General features: G+C 69.5%; 18 protein-coding genes. 3 read left to right on the top strand and 15 right to left on the bottom strand.

Annotated features, from left to right (window positions below):
* Positions 1–56: 56 nt before the first annotated feature.
* The 9 genes from D7X12_RS23135 to D7X12_RS23095 all read right to left on the bottom strand — a co-directional run bounded on the left by D7X12_RS23135 (position 57) and on the right by D7X12_RS23095 (position 9238).
* Positions 57–860, bottom strand: a complete 804-nt coding sequence (locus D7X12_RS23135) for a tetratricopeptide repeat protein (RefSeq protein WP_439329391.1) — start codon at positions 858–860, stop codon at positions 57–59.
* Positions 861–956: 96 nt separating this feature from the next.
* A complete protein-coding gene (gene der / locus D7X12_RS23130; RefSeq protein WP_120615951.1) occupies positions 957–2372 on the bottom strand; it encodes a ribosome biogenesis GTPase Der in 1416 nt (471 codons plus the stop codon).
* Between the two features lie 76 nt (positions 2373–2448).
* Positions 2449–3402, bottom strand: coding sequence for a GTPase Era (gene era, locus D7X12_RS23125; protein WP_120627453.1), 954 nt, complete (start codon positions 3400–3402; stop codon positions 2449–2451).
* A gap of 95 nt (positions 3403–3497) precedes the next feature.
* Positions 3498–4052: a peptidylprolyl isomerase gene (locus tag D7X12_RS23120; RefSeq protein ID WP_120627452.1), complete on the bottom strand. Its 555-nt coding sequence runs from the start codon at positions 4050–4052 to the stop codon at positions 3498–3500.
* A complete protein-coding gene (locus D7X12_RS23115; protein ID WP_120627451.1) occupies positions 4049–4774 on the bottom strand; it encodes a peptidylprolyl isomerase in 726 nt (241 codons plus the stop codon). Before D7X12_RS23115 ends, D7X12_RS23120 begins: the two co-directional genes overlap by 4 nt.
* Positions 4775–4841: 67 nt before the next feature.
* Positions 4842–5654 (bottom strand): ribonuclease III, encoded by an 813-nt coding sequence (gene rnc / locus D7X12_RS23110; protein ID WP_208719235.1) that lies wholly within the window; start codon positions 5652–5654, stop codon positions 4842–4844.
* A 14-nt stretch (positions 5655–5668) separates the two neighbouring features.
* Positions 5669–6529 carry a hypothetical protein gene (locus D7X12_RS23105; RefSeq protein ID WP_208719233.1) on the bottom strand — a complete coding sequence of 287 codons (861 nt, stop codon included), beginning with the start codon at positions 6527–6529 and terminating at the stop codon, positions 5669–5671.
* Positions 6529–7674: an acyl-CoA dehydrogenase family protein gene (locus D7X12_RS23100; protein ID WP_120627448.1), complete on the bottom strand. Its 1146-nt coding sequence runs from the start codon at positions 7672–7674 to the stop codon at positions 6529–6531. Before D7X12_RS23100 ends, D7X12_RS23105 begins: the two co-directional genes overlap by 1 nt.
* A 34-nt stretch (positions 7675–7708) precedes the next feature.
* Complete coding sequence (locus tag D7X12_RS23095; RefSeq protein WP_120627447.1) at positions 7709–9238, bottom strand: acyl-CoA carboxylase subunit beta; 1530 nt, start codon at positions 9236–9238, stop codon at positions 7709–7711.
* A gap of 213 nt (positions 9239–9451) precedes the next feature.
* On the opposite strand from D7X12_RS23095, the gene D7X12_RS23090 reads away from it, so the two are divergent.
* A complete protein-coding gene (locus D7X12_RS23090; protein ID WP_120627446.1) occupies positions 9452–9832 on the top strand; it encodes a YtxH domain-containing protein in 381 nt (126 codons plus the stop codon).
* 82 nt (positions 9833–9914) lie between these two features.
* Here D7X12_RS23090 and D7X12_RS23085 read toward each other — a convergent pair whose 3' ends face one another.
* Positions 9915–10691 (bottom strand): enoyl-CoA hydratase-related protein, encoded by a 777-nt coding sequence (locus D7X12_RS23085; protein ID WP_120627445.1) that lies wholly within the window; start codon positions 10689–10691, stop codon positions 9915–9917.
* Between the two features lie 104 nt (positions 10692–10795).
* On the opposite strand from D7X12_RS23085, the gene D7X12_RS23080 reads away from it, so the two are divergent.
* Positions 10796–12751 carry a TIM44-like domain-containing protein gene (locus D7X12_RS23080; protein WP_120627444.1) on the top strand — a complete coding sequence of 652 codons (1956 nt, stop codon included), beginning with the start codon at positions 10796–10798 and terminating at the stop codon, positions 12749–12751.
* Between the two features lie 31 nt (positions 12752–12782).
* Here the strand turns inward: D7X12_RS23080 and D7X12_RS23075 are convergent, their stop codons facing one another.
* The 5 genes from D7X12_RS23075 to D7X12_RS23055 form a co-directional block, all read right to left on the bottom strand.
* Positions 12783–13757 (bottom strand): hydroxymethylglutaryl-CoA lyase, encoded by a 975-nt coding sequence (locus D7X12_RS23075; RefSeq protein ID WP_120627443.1) that lies wholly within the window; start codon positions 13755–13757, stop codon positions 12783–12785.
* A gap of 19 nt (positions 13758–13776) precedes the next feature.
* A complete protein-coding gene (locus D7X12_RS23070) occupies positions 13777–14517 on the bottom strand; it encodes a class I SAM-dependent methyltransferase (RefSeq protein WP_120627442.1) in 741 nt (246 codons plus the stop codon).
* A 27-nt stretch (positions 14518–14544) separates the two neighbouring features.
* Positions 14545–15744 carry an aminotransferase class I/II-fold pyridoxal phosphate-dependent enzyme gene (locus D7X12_RS23065; RefSeq protein ID WP_120627441.1) on the bottom strand — a complete coding sequence of 400 codons (1200 nt, stop codon included), beginning with the start codon at positions 15742–15744 and terminating at the stop codon, positions 14545–14547.
* 66 nt (positions 15745–15810) lie between these two features.
* Positions 15811–16785 (bottom strand): phosphatase PAP2 family protein, encoded by a 975-nt coding sequence (locus D7X12_RS23060; protein ID WP_244224729.1) that lies wholly within the window; start codon positions 16783–16785, stop codon positions 15811–15813.
* Complete coding sequence (locus D7X12_RS23055; protein ID WP_244224730.1) at positions 16782–19259, bottom strand: efflux RND transporter permease subunit; 2478 nt, start codon at positions 19257–19259, stop codon at positions 16782–16784. Before D7X12_RS23055 ends, D7X12_RS23060 begins: the two co-directional genes overlap by 4 nt.
* A 426-nt stretch (positions 19260–19685) precedes the next feature.
* On the opposite strand from D7X12_RS23055, the gene D7X12_RS23050 reads away from it, so the two are divergent.
* A complete protein-coding gene (locus D7X12_RS23050) occupies positions 19686–21242 on the top strand; it encodes an aminotransferase class I/II-fold pyridoxal phosphate-dependent enzyme (RefSeq protein ID WP_120627439.1) in 1557 nt (518 codons plus the stop codon).
* Positions 21243–21262 lie beyond the last annotated feature (20 nt).

The raw sequence follows: 21262 nt of genomic DNA, 5'->3' as shown, positions 1-21262 counted from the left end.
GCCATCACCCCCACCCACTGCTTCCACCGAGCGAGCCGCATGGTCATGAACGAGGACTACCCCGCATCCGTCGTGGCGGCCGGCGGAGGCGCCGGCGTGGGCACCTTCACGCCCTGGGAGGCCAGCACCGCCATCCGCTCGGTGGCCTGACGGGCCGCCGCGCTGTTCGGGTGGTCCGTGGGGATCTTCGACAGCACCTGCGCGGCCTCGTCCTTCTTGCCCTGCAGGATGAGCATGCGCGCCTTGTGGTACTGGCCCATGCCGGCCAGGTACTCACCCGTGTCCGCCTTCTCCATCTGCTCGAAGGAGGCCATGGCCTGGGCGAAGTCCCCCTTGGCCTCGTAGGCGTAGCCCTGGCCTTCCAGGGCGCTCGCGCGCAGGGCGTCGTTCTCCGGGACGCCCTTGAGGAAGGCGCCCAGGGACGCCAGCGCGTCGTCGTACTTGCCCAGCCGGAACTCGGCCTTGGCCTGCGGCAGGGCCGCCGTCGTGGCCGCGCGCGTGCCGTCGTGGTCCTTGCGGAAGGTGGACAGCGTCGTCACGACCTGCTGGTCACGGGCCTCCACCGTGGGGAACGGGGGCTCCGTGGAGGACGGGTCCGCCGGGTCCACGCCCGTCACGGGGCGGTCCAGGACGGTGAGCGCCTGGCCCAGCTGCATGGAGGCCTGCTCCTCGCCGCGCTTGGAGACCTCGCTGCCGATGGCGAACCCCACCGCGCCCAGCACCAGCACACCGGCGCCAATGGCGAGGAACTTCTGGCGCTGCATCAGCCAGTCACGCGCGTCCGCCCCCACCTTCTGGAAGGCGTCCGGCTGACGAAGCTCCTGCTGGCGAATCTTCTCGGTCTTCGGCTGGGCCACGATGAGGAAACCTCTCTCCGACTCTTTACGGTGCTCTTCGCCTGCGAAAGCGGCGCACTGTAAAGAGCGCCTGCTGGAAGTGTCAACGAACGTGCGCGGTCAGTCTCGGTCCCGCCCTGCCCGCTTCCCGCCCTTGCCACCCTTGCCCGCCAGGTGCGGCTTCTTGCGAGCCTCACGCTTGGCCTTGCCCGGGCGCTCGCGGAAGAGCAGCCGGATGGGGACCCGCAAATCGAACGTCTTGCGGATCTGGTTGGTGATGTACCGCTTGTACATGTCCGGCACGCCTTCGGGCGCGTTGCACGTGAGCGCGAAGGTCGGCGGCGCCGCGGCCACCTGGGCGATGTAGTACAGGCGCAGCGGCTTGCCCTTCACGATGGGCGCCGGGTTGTTGTCCACCATGTAATCCAGCAGCCGGTTGAGCTGCGGGGTGGGCGCCCGGAAGCGGAACTGCTTGGCCAGCTCCACCGCCACGTCCACCACCTTCTCCACCTTGGAGCCGTGGAGGGCGGACGTGAAGATGACGGGCGCGTAGCCCACGAACTTGAGGGCGATCTTCAGGTCGTCGCGGAACGCGTCCTGCTTGCGCTTGTCCTCCGCGATGAGGTCCCACTTGTTCACCACGATGACAAGCGCGCGGCCGCGGTCCATGGACAGGCCCGCGAGCTTCGCGTCCTGGTCCACGTGGGGCTCGGTGGCGTCCATCAGGAGGACGGCCACGTCGCTGCGCTCCAGCACCTTGAGCGCGGCGATGACCGAGTACTGCTCCACCTGGTGCGCGATGGTCTTCTTGCGCCGGATGCCCGCGGTGTCGGTGAGGATGAGCTCGTTGCCCTTGTACGTGACCTCTGAATCGATGGGGTCGCGCGTGGTGCCGGCGACCTCACTGGTGACGACGCGCTTCTCCTTGAGGATGGCGTTGACCAGGGTGCTCTTGCCCACGTTGGGCCGGCCGATGATGGCGACGCGGATCTTCCCGTCGTCGGGGGGCGCCTCGGCGTCCTCGCCCTCCACCTTCGGGGCGAGCTTCGCCACGACGGAGTCCATCAGGCTGCCCATGCCCAGGTTGTGCTCGGCGGAGATGCCCTGCACGTCGCCCAGGCCCAGGCGGAAGAACTCGCCCGCCAGCGACTGCATCAGCCCCGACTCGTTGTCGAGCTTGTTGGCCGCGACGACCACGGGCTTGCCGCTCTTGCGCAGGTAGTTGGCGACGGCCTCGTCCGCGGTGGACATGCCCACGCGGGCGTCCACGACGAAGATGATGACGTCGCACTCCTCCACGGCGAACTGCGCCTGCTCGCGGACCTGCTTGAGCAGCGAGTCCTTCTCCCCGGGGACGAAGCCACCCGTGTCGATGAGGGTGAAGATCCGGCCTTCCCAGTCCGCGTCGGCGTAGTGCCGGTCGCGGGTGACGCCCGGCTCGTCCTGCACGAGCGCGACGCGGCGGCCCACCAGGCGGTTGAACAGCGTGCTCTTGCCCACGTTGGGGCGACCGACAATGGCGACCAGCGGCTTCATGGAGTCTCTTTCGACAGCGACGACAGCGACGGCAACGACAAGAACAGGGACGACAAGAGCGGCGACGGCGACCGCATCACTCGTACCCCAGCTTCCGCAGGCCCGCGGCGCGCTCGCTCCAGCGGGCCTCCACGCGCACGCGCAGGTCCAGGTAGACGTGCGCTCCCAGCAGGCGCTGCACCGACTTGCGCGCGTCCGTGCCAATGAGCTTCAGCATCTGCCCCTGCTTGCCAATCAGGATGGCCTTCTGGCTGTCGCGCTCCACGTAGATGGACGCCGCGATGCGGATGAGGCCACCCAATTGGCCCGGCGGCGTGCCGGGGCGCGGCTCGCGCTCGGATTCGTCGAACACGTCCACCAGCACCGCGGTGGAGTACGGGATCTCCTGCCGGCAGTGCCGCAGCACCTGCTCGCGGATGTACTCGGCCACCAGCACGCGCTCCTGCTGGTCGGTGAGCATGTCCTCGGCGAAGAGCGGCTCGCCCTCCGGCAGGTGGCCCAGGACGACCTGGAACAGGTGCTCCACGCCGTCCTTCTCCCGGGCGGAGATGGGCACCACCTCCGCGAAGGGGAACTGCTCGCCGTAGAGGGAGATGAGCGGCAGCAGCTTCTCCTTCGGGATGGCGTCGATCTTGTTGATGACCAGGAACGTCGGCTTGCCCACCTTCTGCAGCCGCTCGAGGATGGCGCGGTTGCCGGGCGTGACGTCCAGCGTCTCACCGGCGGGGGGCTCGATGAGGAAGAGGACCAGGTCCACCTCCTCGGCTGCGGAGAGAGCAGCCTCCACCATGTAGCGGTTGAGCTCTCCCTTGGCCTGGTGGATGCCGGGCGTGTCGAGGAAGGCCACCTGCCCCTCCGGACGCGTCACCACGCCGAGGATGCGGTTGCGGGTCGTCTGGGGCTTGGGCGAGACGATGGCGATCTTCTCGCCCGTGAGCGCGTTGAGCAGCGTGCTCTTGCCCACGTTGGGCCGGCCGATGAGCGCGGCGAAGCCGGCGCGGGGTTTCTTCTGCGAGGACTGGGAGGCCATACTTCCGGAGATGATCAGTGGGCCTTCCGCAAAAGCGACGGGAAGGCCCCGGGGAAACCACGGGACTGCGATGAACGGGGCGACGTGAGTCGGACTTAGGGCCGCGCCGTGGAGATGGTCAACGTCTGGATGCGCACGTCCCGGCGGGGACGGTCATTCGAGTCCTTGGGAAGCTCGTTGGCGATGCGGTCCACCACGTCCTGCCCTTCCACCACCTCGCCGAAGATGGTGTGTCGGTTGTTGAGGTGGGGGGTGGGAGCCGCGGTGATGAAGAACTGACTGCCGTTGGTGTTGGGGCCGGTGTTGCCCATGGCCAGCACACCCTTCTTGTCGAAACTCCGGCCGCCCTGGAACTCATCCTCGAAGCGGAAGCCCGGGCCACCGTTGCCCCGGCTGGTCGGGTCCCCGCCCTGGACCATGAAGTCCTTGATGCAGCGGAACAACAGCGTCCCGTCGTAGAGCGGGCGGCCGTTCATGGCCTCGAACGTCACCGGGTGCGTCCAGGGCTTCTCCCCGGTGGCGAGCCCCACGAAGTTCTCCACCGTCTTCGGAGCCTCCTGGGGGAACAGGCGCACGACGATGCGCCCCTCGGTGGTGTTGAACGTCGCGAACAGCTCCTCGCCCGCGCGGGCCCGCTCCATGAACGTCATGGCGTGGGGCTCGGGGTGCTGGCGGGGGCCTTGTCCGCCGGGGCCTTCTTGGGCGCCTTCTCCGCCGGGGTCTTCTTGGGCGCCTTCGCCGCCGGGACGCCCTTGGGGGCCTTGTCGCTCAGCGTGACGGCGGTGAGGACCACCGGCGTCTGGGGACGGTCCTGGGCGCTGCGGGGCACGTTGCCAATCGTCTCCACCACGTCATAGCCGAGCACCACTTCACCGAAGATGGTGTGCCGGCCGGTGAGGTGCGTGGGGGTGGCGGTGGTGATGAAGAACTGGCTGCCGTTGGTGTTGCGCCCGGCGTTGGCCATGGCGAGGATGCCCGGCTTGTCGAAGCTGCGGCCGCTCTGGAACTCGTCCTCGAAGCGGTAGCCCGGGTCGCCCATGCCGGTGCCGGTGGGGTCGCCGCCCTGGATCATGAAGCCCGGGATGACGCGGTGGAAGACGGTGCCCGCGTACAGGGGCTTCTTCGTCACCTGCTGGCCCGTGGTGGGGTCCGTCCAGGCCTTCTCCCCGGTGGCCAGCCCGACGAAGTTCTCCACCGTCTTGGGGGCGTCCTTGGAGAAGAGCTTCACGACGATGGTGCCCTGGCTCGTCTTCAGGGTCGCGTAGAGGTCCTTGCCGGCCTGGACCTTCTTCGTCCAGGGGCCCACGGCCGGTTCGGCGGCCAGGACTCCGGCGGCGAACAAGGCAACGGTGATACCGAGAAGACGGTGCATACGGGACGGCCTCCAGGGCAGGAAGGCGCGGACCCTACCCCCCACCCCCCTCCCCCTCCAAGGGCTTTCACGCCGGAGGGTCGTCCGGTGAAACCCCTGACGTCACCTGTGTCACCGGCTCCGGGGCCGCGGCCTCCGCCGTCAGGACGACGTCCGGACCAGGCTCCGGAGCTGCGGAGGGCGCGGACTTGAGGCGCTCCAGGGTGGTGCGCGCGGCGGACTGCTCGGCCTCCTTCTTGTTGCGGCCGGAGGCCCGAGCATACACGCCCTCACCGATGCACACCTCCACCTCGAACAGCTTGGAGTGCTCCGGCCCGCTCTCCGACACCACCCGGTAGCGCGGGGACAGCTTGAGCTTCTCGTGCGACATCTCCTGGAGGAGCGTCTTGTAGTCCAGGCGGCCCGCGCCGGAGGCCACCTCCTCCAGCATGTCCCCGAAGCAGCGGTCCACCAGCACCAGGGCCGGCTCCAGGCCGCCGCTCAGGTACACCGCGCCCAGCACGGCCTCCAGGGCGTCCGCGAGGATGGAGTTCTTGTCCCGTCCACCTGACTGGGACTCGCCCCGGCCCAGCAGCAGCAACTCGCCCAGGCGCAGGGTCCGGGCCACGCGCGCCAGCCCCTCCTCGTGGACGATGCGGGCGCGCATCTTGGTGAGCTCACCCTCGGGCATGCCGGGGCAGCGGTCCATCAGCCGATGGCTCACCGCGAGGTCCACCACGGCGTCGCCCAGGAACTCCAGGCGCTGGTTGTCCTTGAGGTTCTGGTCGCGGTTCTCGTTGACGTACGTCTTGTGCGTCAGCGCCTCCAGCGCCAGGTCGCGCTTGGAGAACGTCACGCCCAGGCGGCCCTCCAGCACCTGCACCCGCTCCACGAGGGTCATCTTCTCCACGGGTGTCACTCCTGGGGCGCGTCCGGGCCCACGAGGCGCACGGCCTCGGGAGCGACCTTCAACAGGTCCGCCACCATCCGCACCACGCCCGGGAACTCATCCAGTTCGAAGCGGCCCGCCCACACCTTGCCCTGGGTGCCCGCGAGCAGCCCCCGGAAGGTGCGCCCGGCGATGCGCGCGGCGGCGAAGCGGTACGCCTTGCCCTCCACCTGCAGCTGGGCCAGCAGCTCCAGGCTGCTGCGCGGCGGTACCAGCGCCTGGGGACCGAACTTCTCCACGATCTCCACGAACCGCACCGGCCCCGCGCCCGCTACCACCGGCGCCCGGGCCAGCGGCTCTCCGAAGAGGGCCGCGAGGTAACCCGTCAGCGCCCCGCGCTCGCGGAACTCCGACAACTCGATGATGTGGCCTGCCGCGGCGGACAGGTCCTCACCGCCGCGCACGGCCTCCGCGATGCGGAAGTTTCCCTGCCGGTCCGCCACCAGCCGCACGGAGAGGTGGCCCTCCTTCACGGTGGTGGACAGCTCCAGCGACTGAGGATCCACGTCCGCGGGCAACCCCAGGAGCTGGAGCTCCTCCGAGCGGCGCTGCAGGTGGAAGACGTGGTCGCTGAAGGTGTCCAGCAGGAGGACCTGCATCTCCTCCGCCGCGTCGATGGCGCTCAGCAGGATGGGCGTCATGCCCACCACCGCGGCGGGCGCGATGGGGATGAGCCGGTCGCCCATCACCTGGAAGGTGATGTCGGTGATGAAGTCCTTGGTGATGGGGTTCACCAGGGACGCGGCCTCCAGATCCAGCACCACCTCGGTGCCGGACGGCTCCTCCTTCACCTTGAGTCCCAGCTCACTCAGCCGAGCGGTATCCATCAGGCCCCTTTGAAGGTCTCGCGGGCGATGATGGTGCGCTGGATCTCGCTCGTGCCCTCGCCAATCTCACAGAGCTTGGCGTCGCGCAGGTAGCGCTCCACCGGGAACTCGCGCATGTAGCCGTAGCCGCCGTGGATCTGCACGGCCTTGCTGCAGCCGCGCGTGGCCGCCTCGGAGGCGAACAGCTTCGCCATGGAGGCCTCCTCCGAGTACGGCTGCCCCGCGTCCGCGAGCCGCGCCGCGCGGTGCACCAAGAGGCGCGCCGCCTCCAGCTCCGTCTTCATGTCCGCCATCATCCAGCGCAGGCCCTGGAACTCGCTGATGGGCTGGCCGAAGGCGGTGCGGTCCTTCGAGTACGCCACCGACTCCTCCAGCGCCCCGCGAAGCAGGCCCACCGACAGCGCGCCAATGGTGATGCGGCCCTTGTCCAGGATCTTCAGCGTGTCGATGAAGCCCCGGTCCACCTCGCCCACGATGGCGTCGTCGCCCAGCTCCACGTTCTCCAGGATGAGCTCCGCGGTGTCCGAGGAGCGCATGCCCAGCTTCCCGTGGATGGCGCGCTGGCTGAAGCCCGGCACGCCCTTCTCCAGCACGAACGCGGTGATGCCCTTCTGGCGCTTCTCCGGCGACGTGAGCGCGAGCACCACGAACACGTCACCCACCGTGCCCTGGGTGATGAACATCTTGGCGCCGTTGAGCACCCACTTGTTGCCCTTGCGGACCGCGGTGGTGCGCATGCCGGACGCGTCGGAGCCGGATCCCGGCTCGGTGAGGCCCCACGCACCCAGCCACTCGCCGGACGCGAGCTTGGGCAGGTAGCGCTGGTGCTGCGCCTTGTTGCCGAAGACGCGCACGTGGCTGGTGCCCAGGCCGTTGTGGCTGGCCACGGTGAGGGCGAGCGAGCCGTCGTAGCGGGCGATCTCCTCCACGGCCACCGCCACGGCGAGCGAGTCCATGGCCGCGCCCCCGTACTCCTCGGAGACGAGCATGCCGAGCACGCCCAGCTGGCCCAGCTCCTTCACGACCTCCAGGGGGAACTTCTCGTCCCTGTCCCAGTCGCGCGCATATGGCTTCACACGGCGTTCACAGAATTCACGGAGGGAGGCCTGGAGGGCGCGGTGGCTTTCGGGAAGTTCAAAGTCCATGGTCGGGGCGGGAACCTAGCTCAGGTGGGGCTGCTCAGACGGGATAGACACCGTGCTTCTTTTCCGCACGGGGCTGGAAGCGTTCGGCGTACAGCGCATAACGCTGCATCAGCTCGCCGCGCAGCGAATCGCCGGGGATGACGGCGTCGATGATGAGCTCGCTGGCCAGCTTGTAGATGTCCACGTCCTGCTTGTACTCGTCGCGCAGCTTCTGGACGAAGGCTGGCCGCTCGGCCTCCGGAAGCTCCTGGATCTTGTTGAAGTAGACGGCGTTCACCGCCGCCTCCGGGCCCATCACGGCGATCATCGCCTGGGGCAGCGCCAGCGTGGCCTCCGGGGCGAAGCCCGGGCCGCTCATGGCGTAGAGCCCCGCGCCGTACGCCTTGCGCACCACCACGCAGATGCGCGGCACGCTGGCCTCGGACACCGCGGAGATCATCTTCGCGCCCGCGCGGATGATGCCCGCCCGCTCCACCTTGGTGCCGATCATGAAGCCCGGCACGTCCGCCAGATAGAGCAACGGGATGTTGAACGCGTCACACAGCCAGATGAACCGGGCCGCCTTGTCCGCGCTGTCCACGAAGAGCACGCCGCCCTTGTACTTGGGCTGGTTGGCCACGATGCCCACCGGCTGACCGCCAATGCGCGCCAGGCCGGTGATGATCTCCTGGGCGAAGAGCTTCTTCACCTCGAACCAGCTCCCCTCGTCGATGAGCTCCGTGATGAGCGCATGCATGTCGAAGGGCTTGTTCTGATCCGGCGGGATGATCTCATCCACGCGCTTGCCGCTGTGCTTGGGGGCCTTCACCTCCACGCGCGGCGGCGGCTTCGTGAAGTTCTCCGGGAAGTACGCCAGGTACTGCTTCGCCGCGGCGATGGCCTCCTGCTCCGTCTTCACCAGCACGTCGCCCACGCCGGACACCGAGCAGTGCATCTTCGCGCCGCCCATCTCCTCCAGCGTGACCTTCTCCCCAATCACCATCTCCGCCATGCGCGGGCTGCCCAGGTACATGGACGCGTTGCCGTCCACCATGATGACCAGGTCGCAGAACGCGGGGATGTATGCGCCGCCGGCGGCGGACGGTCCGAACAGGAGGCAGATCTGCGGCACCACGCCGGACAGGTGCACCTCGTTGTAGAAGATGCGGCCGGCTCCACGGCGGCCGGGGAACATCTCCACCTGGTCGGTGATGCGCGCGCCCGCGGAGTCCACCAGGTACATCAGCGGACAGCGCGACGCCTTCGCCGTCTCCTGGATGCGGAGGATCTTCTCCACCGTGCGGGCGCCCCAGCTGCCCGCCTTCACCGTGGAGTCGTTGGCCATGATGGCCACGGTGCGGCCCGCGATGCGCGCGAGGCCCGTGATGACGCCGTCGGAGGGCAGGTCCGCGTCCAGGTTGTTGGCGAGCTTGCCGTCCTCCACGAACGAGTCCGCGTCCACGAGCAGGCGGATGCGCTCACGGGCGAAGAGCTTCCCGGCCTCGGTGTTCTTCGCGTGGTACTTCTGGGCGCCACCCTTCTCCACCTGGGCGATCGTCTCGAGCAGCTTCTGGTCGTAGGACATGGCCCGGGCGACATACCAAAAACCCCCTGGCCTGGCTGCCTTCTTGCCGTGTGAGCTACCAGACGTGCCGTCCAAAGGACGACGCAAGGGCTCGGCGCGCAGCATTCCGGGGGATGGCGCCGGGGGCTTCCCTGCCTACCTTGATGTTGCACGAGGGGGGTGCACCCAGGCGGGCCACCCCTTCCCGTGAATCATCCGGCCCAGGAGGGACCCATGTTCAGAGCGAAGAAGGCGACGTGGCAGGCGAAGGCTTTGGCCAAGAGCAAGCTGTACCGTCAGTTCCTGGCCCACCAGCTCCTCGACCAGATCCCCGAGTACGCCGACCTGGCGTCGAAGAAGGCCCGGAAGTCCTGGGACAACTTCGACGCGGACGACGCGCTGCGGTATGTGGGATTGACGACGTACAAGCCGGCGAGCACGGGCCTGGGTGGCATTGGCGCGTTCCTGCTGGGCGCCGCCGCGGGCAGCGTCGTCGCGCTCCTGCTGGCGCCGCGTCCGGGCACCGAGCTGCGCACCACCGTCAAGGACAAGGCGATGGGCTACATCAACAAGCAGGGCGTGAACATCGGCGGCGAGAAGACCGCGAGCGCCTAGTCACACCCGACACGCAGTGACGTCAGGGGCGGAAGGTCCGCGAGCAATCGCGGGCTTGCCGCCCCTGTCGCTTTCGTGGGGCTCAGCGGCCTTTATAGACAGGGGGACGCTTCTCCGCGAAGGCGCGGAGTCCTTCCAACCGGTCCTCCGTCTTGAGCACCTCTTCGTACTTCGCCAGCTCCAGCGCGAGCGCTTCGTCCAGCTCCAGGCCCGTGCCCTCGTCGATGGCGTGCTTCGCCGTGGCCACCGCCACGGGCGCGTTCACGACGACGGCCTCCGCGAGCTGGAAGGCGACCTCCAGCAGGTGTCCTTCCGGGGCCAGCCGGTTGACGAGCCCGATGCTGAAGGCCTCCGCCGCGTTGACGCGCCGGGCGGTGAGGATGAGGTCCTTGGCGCGCCCCGGGCCGATGAGCCGGGCCAGCCGCTGCGTGCCGCCGCCGCCGGGGATGATGCCCAGCTTCACCTCGGTGAGGCCCAGCTCCGTGGCGGGCGCGGCGACGCGCAGGTCACACGCCAGGGCCAGCTCCGTGCCCCCGCCGAAGGCCGCGCCGTTGATGGCGGCGATGAAGACGCAGTCGCTCTTCTCGATGGCGCGGAAGGCGAGGCGCAGTCCGTTGAGGAAGGCGCGCACCTCGTCCTCCGCCATGCCGGTGCGCTCCTTGAGATCCGCGCCCGCGCAGAAGGCCTTGTCGCCCGCGCCGGTGAGGATGACCGCGCGTACATCGCGGCTGGAGGAGACGCGGGCCACCAGCTGGCCCAGCTCCTGGAGCATCGCGCGGCTGATGGCGTTGCGACGGCTCTCCCCGTCGATGGTCCAGATCTCGATGGCGCCCCGGGCGTCGACCTTGAACTCCGGCATCTTCGCTCCCCATGGCGGGTCGCACCAGGCGCCCCGCGTGAATGGCGCGCAGCCTGCGACCGGTTCTCCAGTCTGGCAAGCCGTAAACGGTTAGGATTTCACCCATGCCTTCGTGCCCTCCGACGAAACGCCCGTGGCGATGGCTGCCGGGTCTGCTCACCCTCTCCACCCTGCTCGTGCTGGCCCTGCCGCTGGTGGCCCTGGCGCGCGGGGGTGGCGGCGAGCACTACACGTCCGGCCGTGATCGCGGCGGCGGGGGTGGTGGGGGCGACGGCCTGCCCCTGTGGCTGCTCTTCGACCTGGTGCGGATGATCTTCCTGTACCCCAAGGTCACCCTGCCCCTGCTCATCCTGGGCGGCGTGGCGTACTGGTTCTACAAGCGCAACCTGCACCCCACCGCCACCACCCAACGCGCGTTCGATCAGCGCGAGGCAGAGGTGCGCACGGAGGTGTCCGGCCGCGACGTGCAGGGCTGGGTCAACGCGCTCAAGCTCAAGGACCCCTCGTTCGAACTGCAGCCCACGCTGGACAAGGTGCGCTGGCTCTTCCTCGAGCTGCAGAAGTCGTGGTTCCGCCGCGACATGACGCCGGTGCGCCCCTTCCTGTCGGACGCGACGTGGCAGCGCTTCAACGTGCAGTTGCAGCTCATGAAGGCGCAGGGCGTGCGCGACGCGCTGGCGGACATGACCGTGCAGGACGTGCAGCTCATCGGCCTGCACCAGACGGCCTGGTACGACAGCATCCACGTGCGCGTGCGCGCCAGCATCCGCGACACGGACGTGCCCGCGGACCAGACGGACGCGCAGGCCATGGCCGCAGCGAAGAAGGTGGCCGCGGAGACCTTCACGGAGGTGTGGACCTTCGTGCGCAAGCCCGGCGCGCAGACGCGCATCGGCGAGGACCTGTTCCAGGGCAAGTGCCCCAACTGCGGCGCGCCCTACAAGGGCGGCGCGTCCAACACCTGCGAGTTCTGCAACGCGGTGGTGAACTCCGGCAACTACGACTGGACGCTCTCGGAGATCACCCAGGGCGTGGAGCACGTGCGCCACCACAAGCAGGTGGACGGCCTGATGCAGGCCCGCGCGGATGATCCGGCGCTGAACCTGGAGATGCTGGAGGACCGCGCGTCGCTGGTGTTCTGGAAGTGGATCGACGCGCAGAGCCGCAACGAGACGAAGCGCCTGTCCAAGGTCGCCAACGCGGACGTCATCACCCGGCTGGAGGGGGAGCTGACGGAGCTGTCCAAGCGCGACCGGCGCCGCGTCTTCCTGGAGTGCGCGGTGGGCGCGGTGGACGTGCGCGCGCTGGAGGTGCACCCGGAGTCGTTCGACGAAGCCCAGGTGGAGATCCGCTGGAGCGCCCGCATGGGCATCGGGCCCGCGAACCAGCAGCCCCCCAGCCTCCCCACCGTGCCCCAGCGCTGGGTCTTCACGCTGGTGCGCCGCCATGGCGCCCAGACGAACACCGACACCGGCATGGCCACGGACCGCTGCCCGCAGTGCAACGCGCCCCTCACGAACAGCGCCGCCAACACCTGCGAGTTCTGCGGCACGGTGCTGGGCAACGGCGAGCGCGACTGGGTGCTCGCGTCCGCCCTCCCCTTCGAGTCCTGGAACGTCCAGCACGCGCAGCGGCACTCCGCCGCCGCGGCCCGGCACCGGCAGGCGCGCCAGGAGGAGCGGGGCGCGGTGGTGGCCCCGGCCGAGGGCGACCACGTAATGACGGACGTGAAGGAGCGCGAGCGGCTGCTCTACATGATGGCGTCCATCGCCGCCTCGGACGGCGAGGTGTCCAACGCGGAGCGCCGCCTGCTCAAGCTGTGCGCGGAGCGCTGGAGCGTGTCCTGGCCCAACGTGGAGATGGCGCTCAACGCCGGCCCCCAGCTCTTCGAGCGGCTGGTGCCGCGCGGCAGCCCCGAGGCGGAGGTGTTCCTGCGCCACATCGTGGAGATGGCGCTGGTGGACGGCCGCATCGACCGCAAGGAGCGCAAGATGCTGCAGATCGCCGCCCAGCACCTGGGCCTCGAAGCCCAGCTGCCGGCGATGCTGGGCGACCACTAACGAAGAGGCGGCAGGGGCCTCCCCGCGCGCCTCAGGTCTGCGCGCGGCGGGAGGCCTTCTTGTCCCGCTCGCCCAGCGCCGCCTGGAGGTACTTGCCCGCGAGCTTTCGCCCGATGAGCTCCTGGGCGATCTCCCCGGCCTCCACCAGCCGGTCCAGGTTGATGCCCGTGTCCACGCCCATGCCGTGCAGCATGAACACGGCGTCCTCGGAGGCCAGGTTGCCCGCGGCCCCGGGTGCATAGGGGCAGCCGCCCAGCCCGCCGATGCTCGCGTCGAACGTGGTGACGCCCGCGGACAGGCCCACGAGCGCGTTGGCCAGCGCGGTGCCTCGCGTGTCGTGCAGGTGCAGCGCCAGGGTGTCCACCGGCATGTGCTGCAGGAGCGCGGAGAGGATCTCCTCCGTCTGCCGGGGCGTGCCGACGCCAATCGTGTCGCCCAGGCTGAGCTGGTAGATGCCCGCGTCCACGAGCTGGCGGCAGATGTCCACCACGCGCTCCACCGGGACGTGGCCCTCGTAGGGGCAGCCCCACACGGTGGACAGGTAGCCGCGCACGCGCATGCCAGCCTTGCGGGCGGCACCGGTGACCTCCTTCGCGCCGGCCAGGGCCTCCGCGATGGTCTTGTTGATGTTCTTCTTGGAGTGGGCCTCCGACGCGGAGATGAACACCGCGGCCTCCTCCAGGCCCGCCGCCTGCGCGCGCTCCAGGCCCTTGAGGTTGGGCACCAGCGCGGAGAAGACGACCCCCGGACGGCGGCCCACCTGCTTGAGCAGCTCCTCCGCGTCCGCGAGCTGGGGGATCCACTTGGGTGACACGAACGACGTCACCTCGATGCGCTTCTCCCCGGCCGCGACGAGCGCGTTGATGAGCCGCGCCTTGTCCCGGGTGGGCAGCGTCCGGAGCTCGTTCTGGAGGCCGTCGCGGGGACCGACCTCGTACACGTCGACCTTGCGGGGCAGATGCCCCAGCAGGCCGACCCGCGTTCGCGCTGGTTCTTTCGGATCCACTTGGACGTGTCCCGGGCCGTCACGCGGGAGCGTTCAGCCCCGCCTTCAGCCCTGCTCCCACGATGAGGTCGGTCGACTCGGATGTCATCGGCCCGCCCTCCAGGCCTCCGTGCACCCAGGTCATCGAAAAGCCCGTGCTTTCCAACAGCCGTTCCAGTTCCGCAAGAGGATAGTAACGGATGGCGTACGCCGCTCGCAGGAAGCGCCCGTCGGGCAGCGTCAATTGACGCTGCCCCACGTCCCTTCCACGCGTCGCGTCGAAGCGGCTCTCCTCCTCCAGGAGACTCCCATCCGGTAACCGCTCGCGGAAGGCGGCGCCCGGTGATTGTGCCAGCCGCTCGTACGGCACCGTCTGGAACACGAGCCTTCCGCCGGGCCGCAGCACCCGCGCCACCTCGCGCAGTATCTGGACGTGCTCCGCGTCGGAGAAGGCGAAGAGTGTCGAATACCAGGCGTACGCGCCCCCCAGCGCTCCGGCCTGGAAGGGCAGCGCCCGCAGGTCACCCCGCACCACCGGGAAGCCGGGGCGGCGCAGGCGCAGGGACAGCGCGTCCCGCTCCAGGCCCACCACCCGCCCGGCGAGCGCGCCCTCCCCGTTGAGCCGGGATGCGTGCCGGCCGTGGCCACAGCCCAGGTCCACCACCGGGCCGCCCAAGTCCGCGAACGCCCGGGACAGGTAGTCCACTTCCCGGGCCGTCACCGCCTCGGAGAGGAACGGCAGCGTGCTGCGCAGGTACAGCTCCCCGAAGAAGTCGTCCACGGCCCGGGCTCCCTGACCTCAAGGCGTTCAGCGCTTGAGCGCGGGCAGCTTCGCACCCAGCCGGCGCGCGGCTTCGTCCAGCACGCCTTCCGTCTTGCAGAAGGCGAAGCGCGCGAAGCCCTGTCCCAGGTGCCGGTGCTCGGGGCCGTAGAAGACGCTGGGCGGGATGGCGGCCACGCCCACCTCCGTCACGAGGTGCCGGCAGAAGGCCACGTCATCCGCGAAGCCGTAGCCCGTGATGTCCGCGAGGATGAAGTAGCTGCCCTCGGGCGAGTACACCTTGAGGCCCGCCGCGCGCAGGCCCGTGAGGAGCCGCTCGCGCTTCTGCGTGTAGAGCGCCGTCAGCTCCTGGAAGTAGCTGTCCGGCAGTCGCATCGCCACGGCCATGGCGGCCTGGAACGGCGACGCGGTGGCGAAGGTGACGAACTGGTGCGCGCGCTGCACGGCGTCCCGCAGCGGGGGCGGCGCGATGATCCAGCCGATCTTCCACCCGGTGAGGCTGAACGACTTGCCTGCGCTGCTCACCGTCACCGTGCGGTCCGCGAGCACCGGCACCGTCGCCGCGCGGATGTGGCGCGCGGGGCCGAAGACGATGTGCTCGTAGACTTCATCCGACAGCACCTTCACGTCGAACTCGGCGCAGAGGTTGCCCAGGAACTCCAGCTCCTCGCGGGTGAAGACCTTGCCCGTGGGGTTGTGGGGCGAGTTGAGGATGAGCAGCCGCGTGCGCGGACCGATGGCCGCCTTCACCTCGTCCCGGTCGAACCACCACGCCGCGTGCTCCGCGTCCGGTGGGCGCAGCGGCACGTAGCGCGGCGTCGCGCCCGCGAAGGCGATGTTGGCGTCGTAGGAGTCGTAGTACGGCTCGAAGGCCACCACCTCGTCGCCCGGATCCACGAGCCCCAGGATGACGTCGAGGATGGCCTCCGTGGCGCCGCTGGTGACGGACACCATCGTGTCCGGATCCACGGCGTGGCCATAGAAGCGCTGCGAGTGCTCCGCGATGGCGACGCGCAGGTCCCTGGCGCCCACGCCGGGGGCGTACTGGTTGACGCCGCCCTGGATGGCCTTCCAGGCCGCTTCCTTGATGGCGTCCGGCCCGTCGAAGTCGGGGAACCCCTGCCCCAGGTTCACGGCCTGGTGCTTCAGCGCCAGGGCGCTGAACTCGGAGAAGACGGTGGTGCCGAAGCGGGAGACGCGCTGCGAAAGCACGGGCCGGGAGGACATGGGGACGGGCCTCTGGAAAGGCGCCAGCCCAGGTTCACCCCGGCCGAGGGGCGACCGGCTGGCGGTTCAGGGCCGGACGATAGCGTCCACGGGCACGGAACGCGCGCCCTGTTCCACCGCGCGCTGCCGGGCGGCCCGGGACAGCGCCAGGGCCAGCCCCGTCACCACCAGCACCAGCGGCACCGCGAACACCAGGTCGATGGTGTAGTGGAAGCGCCCCGCCAGCGTCGCGAAGATGAGGCCCAGGCCGGGGAACAGCATCACCCAGAAGAAGCGCCGCGCGAACCGGAACGCGTAGATGAGCACCACCAGCGCCACCCCGGTGTGCCCGGAGGGGAAGCAGTCCCGGGTGTACACGGGCGTGCGCATCATCGACTCCAGCAGCGGCGTGAGCAGCCACCCGCGCAGGGGCGCGTCGAAGGCGCCGATGAGGAAGTAGCGCGGCCCCACCGCGGGCACCAGCGAGTACGCCGCGTAGTTGAAGCTCAAGAGCAGGCCCAGGCCCAGCAGGTACTCGTCGAAGCCCGGCGTGGCGCCCCGGCCGCGCGCGTACAGGAAGACGCCCAGGAGCAGCGGCCAGATGAAGTGGCCGTAGTAGCAGAGCATCAGCACGTCGTTGGCCCACGGCGGCACGACGTGCGACAGCGACACCGCCGCCTGGAAGCCGAAGAGCTGCTCATCCACCGCGATGAGCTGGGCGTCCTTCACCAGCGGGTTCATCCAGTCCACGATGGGACCCAGCCACCCGTGCGACAGGGCGGACACGGGCAGGAGCCAGAAGTCCGCCGCGATGGCGATGAGCTGCTGGCGCGGGAAGCGCGCCTCCAGGATGCGCAGGAGCGGCACGCCCAGGGCCATCAGGCCGAAGAGGACCGCGCTGCGGGTGGAGTTGTGCGCCCAGCGGGCCGGGCCCACGCACACCAGCGCCGCCACCGAGCAGGCCGCCATGAGGACCACGTCCACATGACGGAAGCGCACGAGCGCTTGCTCGGCGAGGACAACGGGCCGCACGCGGCCCTGGCTGAATGACCAGATGTTCACGCCGATTTGCGCTCCCCCGGCGACTCGACCGGCAGCTCGCCGGCCCCCCCGAGATTGAGGCTCCGCACCACCGCGCCCGCTTCAGGCGCCACCGCGGACCGCCGCTCCTTCCACCGCTCCAACAGCGCCAGCATGGCCGGGAAGAACACCGTCGTCCCCAGGAAGGTGCACACGACCCCGAGCAGCGCAATCTGCCCGATGCTCCGCAGGCCCTGGTGGTTGGCCACCAGCAGCGCGCCATACCCCGCCGCATTGGACAGGGTGGCCACCACCGCGGCGAAGCCCGTGTTGCGCACCACGCGTCCCAGCGACCCGGGGCCCTCCTCCTCGTACCGGTGGAACAGGTGCACCGAGTTGTCCACCGCGATGGCGAGCAGGTTGGGCAGCACCACCGCGTTGATGAAGTTGAGCTGCACGTCGAAGAGGTACATGCCTCCCGCCAGGCACGTCATCCCCAGGAACAGCGGGCCCGCCACCAGCAACGCGCGCTTGAAGCTGCGCAGGCTGGCCAGGATGACGAGGAACACCACCGCCGCCGCGGACCAGAGGATGAACGGACCGTCCGCGCGGACCAGGGCGAAGATGCGCGCCGCGATGCGGTTGCTGTCCAGCACCGCCAGGTCGATGCCCTTCTCCTTCGCCCCGGCCACCACCTGATCCAGCTGCGCCGCCCAGCGGTTCAGGTCCTGCGTGTCGTAGTTGGACACCGACGGGAACAGCAGGAGGAACATCCCCTTGCCGTCCAGCGCCTCGAAGCGGCGGCGCGCCTCCACCGGCACCTGCTCCAGCCCGTAGGGCTTCGCGTCCACCAGGGCCCGCAGCTCCTGCACGCGAGCGTCCGCCTGCGCCGACTTCGGCAGTCCGTCCAGCAGCGTGCGGATGCGGCCCAGCTCCGCCGCGTGGCCCGCCACGTCGGAGGGCACCAGGTCGCTCAAGGACGCGGTGCGCAGGAACACGGAGTCCGCGCCGTTCTTCGCCTTCACCCGCGCGATGACAGCCTCCACCTCACGCACCTGCTCGAGCGAATCCACCGCGAGGATGGCCGGGTTGAGCGGCGCGCCGATCTGCGCCGTGATGTGGTCATCCAGCCGCGACGACGGCGAGTCACCCTTCAGGTTGCGCAGGTTCGTCTCGAAGCCCAGCTGGGGCGCGATGCGCACCGAGTACGCCGCGAAGCCCACCACCAGCAGGGCCACCGCCGTGATGAGGCCGGTGGGCCAGCGGCGCCACTCCTTCTGCGGGGCCACCGGAGTCGTGGGGACCGCCGGAGTCCCAAGAGCCGGGGCCGTCTGCGCCGGGGAGTCCCGCCGGAAGGGCCGGATGCGCTCCGCGATGGCCAGCAGCGACGGGCCCAGCGCGTACGCGGACAGCACCGCCATCAGCACGCCCAGGCCCGCGAGCAGGCCGAACTGCTGGAAGGCATGGAACTGCGCGAACATCAGCACGAAGAACGCCGCCGCGTTGGTGACCGCGGACGTGAGCGCCCCGCTGAAGGTGCCGCGCACCGTGGCCTCCAGCGCCTCGCGCACCCCGTGCCGCTCCCGCTCCTCCCAGTAGCGCATCGCCAGGTGCACGCCGTACTCGATGCCCAGGCCGATGAGGATGGCGACGAGGAAGCCCGTCACGATGTTGAGGTGCCCGATGGCGCCCTGCGCGAACGCGAACGTCAGCACCAACCCCACCGCCACCGGCACGCCCACCACCGCCAGCGCCGCCACCCGCCGCGTGGCCAGCAGGATGAGCCCCACGGCGACGAGCGCGGACAGGCCTCCCGCGTTGGCCAGGTCCTTGCGCATCACCGCGTCCTCTTCGATGCGGCTCTGGAAGTTGCCCGTCGCCTCCAGCGTCACGCCCGGGTAGCGCTCCTTTGCAAGCTTGCGGCCGGTGTCCAGCGCCGTCGCCACGAAGCGCCGCGCGAAGTCCAGGTCCCCCGCCGTCCCCGACGGCTTGATCATCAGGTAGACCTCGGTGCCCTCGCTGTTGGCCAGCGTCTCCTGCAGCGCCGTGGCGGGCGTGTGCTTCCGGGCGATCTCGTCGAAGTCCGGCGGCGGCGCCTCCGCGCCCAGGTCCACGAACAGGGGGCTCGCGCGCTCCTTCTCGTACTGGACCCGGGCCTCCAGGTCCTTGCGCAGCGCGGCGACCTGCTCCGTGGGCAGCAGCAGCAGCCCGTGGCGGCGGAAGAAGGCCACGTCATAGTGGTGCTCGACGTAGCGGACCTCCGGGAGGGCCTCCAGGCGGCGCTGATATTCGGTGGCGTAGGTTTTCAGCGCCGCCGGCGTTCCACCCTTTGCCATGACGACGAGGTACCCGTCCCCCCCCGCCTTCTCTGACACGCGTGTCAGATCCCGGACCTCCGGGGCACCCTGCGGTAGCAGCTCCACGAAGGAGCCCCGGAACTCCAACCGGGAGGCGAAGAGGCCCGCGGCGACGGTGATGAGCCCCACGACGAGCAGGACCTGCCAGGGGCGTGACATCGCCGTCCGGATGAAGCCCTCGAACCACCGCTGTCGTCGCGCCTGGGACACCGTCACTCCTCTGATGCAGGCCGGCAAAGCAATAACCCGGCCACAGTCCAGGCCCCGAAACACCTGGCCCTCGGGAACCCATTCCCCGTGTGAACCCGTGTGTGCATGCGGTGTTGTAGCATCCACCGGTGAACAGGATTCCGGAGGCGCGGCGTGCCACCGTTGGGCCGTGACTGTCAAGCCGCGCCCTGACACGGATGCCCCACACGGCGTGCCCGACAACCGTCGCCGCCTTGACAGTGTGGATTTCCCTCTTTATTCACCCCCACGCGTCGTCCCCTGGGTGAGCGCGCGCGCCGGGCGGTCCCAAGACGGAACGAGCCCTGCATGTGGAGAGCGGCTCGGATCACCCCCCGACGCGTAAGAAAGACCACCATGAGCGACGTGTTCGACAAGTGCCGTACCTGGAAGGACTACCGCATCGCCAAGGCCACCGGCCTGTATCCGTACTTCCGGGCGATCGAAGCGTCGCACGGCTCCACGGAGGTGGAGATCGAAGGTCGCCGGGTCATCATGGTGGGCTCGAACAACTACCTGGGCCTGGCCGCGGATCCGCGCGTGAAGGAAGCGGCCATCAAGGCGACGGAGAAGTTCGGCACCACGTGCTCGGGTTCGCGCCTGCTCAACGGCACGCTCGCGCTGCACGAGGAGCTGGAGGCGCGGCTGGCGAAGTTCCTCAACCGCGAGGCGGCCATCGTCATCTCCACCGGGTTCCAGACGAACCTGGCGCTCGCGGCCATCCTGGGCCGTCACGACATCGTCTTCAGCGACCGGCAGAACCACGCCTCGCTGGTGGACGGCGTGCGCCTGTCGTTCGCGACGGAGCGCAAGTTCCGCCACAACGACATGGATCACCTGGAGCAGCTCTTGGCCGCGGCGGATCCGGGCGCGGGGAAGATCGTCGTCACGGACGGCGTGTTCTCCATGGAGGGCGACGTCTGCAACCTGCCCCGCATCGTGGAGCTGGCGAAGCACTACAACGCCCGCGTGATGACGGATGACGCGCACGCCATGGGCGTGCTGGGCGAGCGCGGCCGCGGCACCTCCGAGTACTTCGGCCTGGAGAAGGACGTGGACCTGGTGATGGGGACGTTCTCCAAGAGCTTCGCGTCGCTGGGCGGCGTGCTCGCGGGTCCGTTCGACGTCATCAACTACATCCGCCACAAGGCCCGCTCGGTCATCTTCTCCGCGTCCATGACGCCCGCGTCCATCGCGGCGGCGCTCAAGGCGACGGAGATCATCGAGGCGGAGCCGGAGCGCCGCGCGCGCCTCTTGGACATCGCGGAGAAGATGCACAACGGCTTCCGCGCGATGGGCTTCGACACGGGCGTGTCGGTGACGCCGGTGGTGCCGGTGCACATCGGCGACCAGGTGAAGTGCTTCCGCTTCTGGCGCGCGCTGCACGAGGCGGGCGTGTTCGCCAACCCCGTGATTCCCCCGGCCGTGGAGGCGGGCCACGCGCTCATCCGCACCAGCTACATGGCCACGCACACCGACGCGCAGCTGGATCAGGTGCTGGACACCTTCGAGAAGATCGGCCGCAAGCTGAACGTCATCCCGGAGACGCGCCCCACGGTGTACGAGCCGGTGCAGATCGCCCGGCCGGGCAGCGGCGTGCGCGGCAACAAGGCGAGCGAGACGTGGGCCGCGGGCTCCGCGGGGCTGCTCGCGGACAAGGGCTTCTCGCTGGAGCAGCTGTCGCGCATGTCGTCGCGTGAGATGGCGGGCAAGTTCTTCGACGCGGTGGAGCAGCTCACCTGGCGCGCGGCGAACCTGCAGCCGGAGGACCTGCGGCGGCTGGGCGGCGCGCCCAAGAAGCTGTGGGAGAAGCGCAGCGAGCTGGGCGGCCTGCTGCTGGAGAAGGGCGCCCACCTGTTCATGCGCAACGGCGACGGTTCCGGTTCCGACGGCAACCCGGCCGAAAGGAACTAAGCCTCCCCCATGGCCCACCC

It is taken from the genome of Corallococcus sicarius, from assembly GCF_003611735.1.
GTDB lineage: Bacteria > Myxococcota > Myxococcia > Myxococcales > Myxococcaceae > Corallococcus > Corallococcus sicarius.
This window is presented reverse-complemented; position numbering and strand designations above follow the sequence as displayed.

Excerpts from the sequence above, each read along its gene's own strand:
- D7X12_RS23085 (WP_120627445.1), bottom strand. The coding sequence starts at position 10,691 with ATGCCGGAGTTCAAGGTCGACGCCCGGGGCGCCATCGAGATCTGGACC.
- D7X12_RS23105 (WP_208719233.1), bottom strand. The coding sequence starts at position 6,529 with ATGGATACCGCTCGGCTGAGTGAGCTGGGACTCAAGGTGAAGGAGGAG.
- der (WP_120615951.1), bottom strand. The coding sequence starts at position 2,372 with ATGAAGCCGCTGGTCGCCATTGTCGGTCGCCCCAACGTGGGCAAGAGC.
- D7X12_RS23055 (WP_244224730.1), bottom strand. The coding sequence starts at position 19,259 with ATGTCACGCCCCTGGCAGGTCCTGCTCGTCGTGGGGCTCATCACCGTC.
- D7X12_RS23080 (WP_120627444.1), top strand. The coding sequence starts at position 10,796 with ATGCCTTCGTGCCCTCCGACGAAACGCCCGTGGCGATGGCTGCCGGGT.
- D7X12_RS23095 (WP_120627447.1), bottom strand. The coding sequence starts at position 9,238 with ATGTCCTACGACCAGAAGCTGCTCGAGACGATCGCCCAGGTGGAGAAG.
- D7X12_RS23115 (WP_120627451.1), bottom strand. The coding sequence starts at position 4,774 with ATGCACCGTCTTCTCGGTATCACCGTTGCCTTGTTCGCCGCCGGAGTC.
- D7X12_RS23120 (WP_120627452.1), bottom strand. The coding sequence starts at position 4,052 with ATGACGTTCATGGAGCGGGCCCGCGCGGGCGAGGAGCTGTTCGCGACG.
- rnc (WP_208719235.1), bottom strand. The coding sequence starts at position 5,654 with ATGACCCTCGTGGAGCGGGTGCAGGTGCTGGAGGGCCGCCTGGGCGTG.
- D7X12_RS23065 (WP_120627441.1), bottom strand. The coding sequence starts at position 15,744 with ATGTCCTCCCGGCCCGTGCTTTCGCAGCGCGTCTCCCGCTTCGGCACC.
- D7X12_RS23050 (WP_120627439.1), top strand. The coding sequence starts at position 19,686 with ATGAGCGACGTGTTCGACAAGTGCCGTACCTGGAAGGACTACCGCATC.
- D7X12_RS23100 (WP_120627448.1), bottom strand. The coding sequence starts at position 7,674 with ATGGACTTTGAACTTCCCGAAAGCCACCGCGCCCTCCAGGCCTCCCTC.
- D7X12_RS23090 (WP_120627446.1), top strand. The coding sequence starts at position 9,452 with ATGTTCAGAGCGAAGAAGGCGACGTGGCAGGCGAAGGCTTTGGCCAAG.
- era (WP_120627453.1), bottom strand. The coding sequence starts at position 3,402 with ATGGCCTCCCAGTCCTCGCAGAAGAAACCCCGCGCCGGCTTCGCCGCG.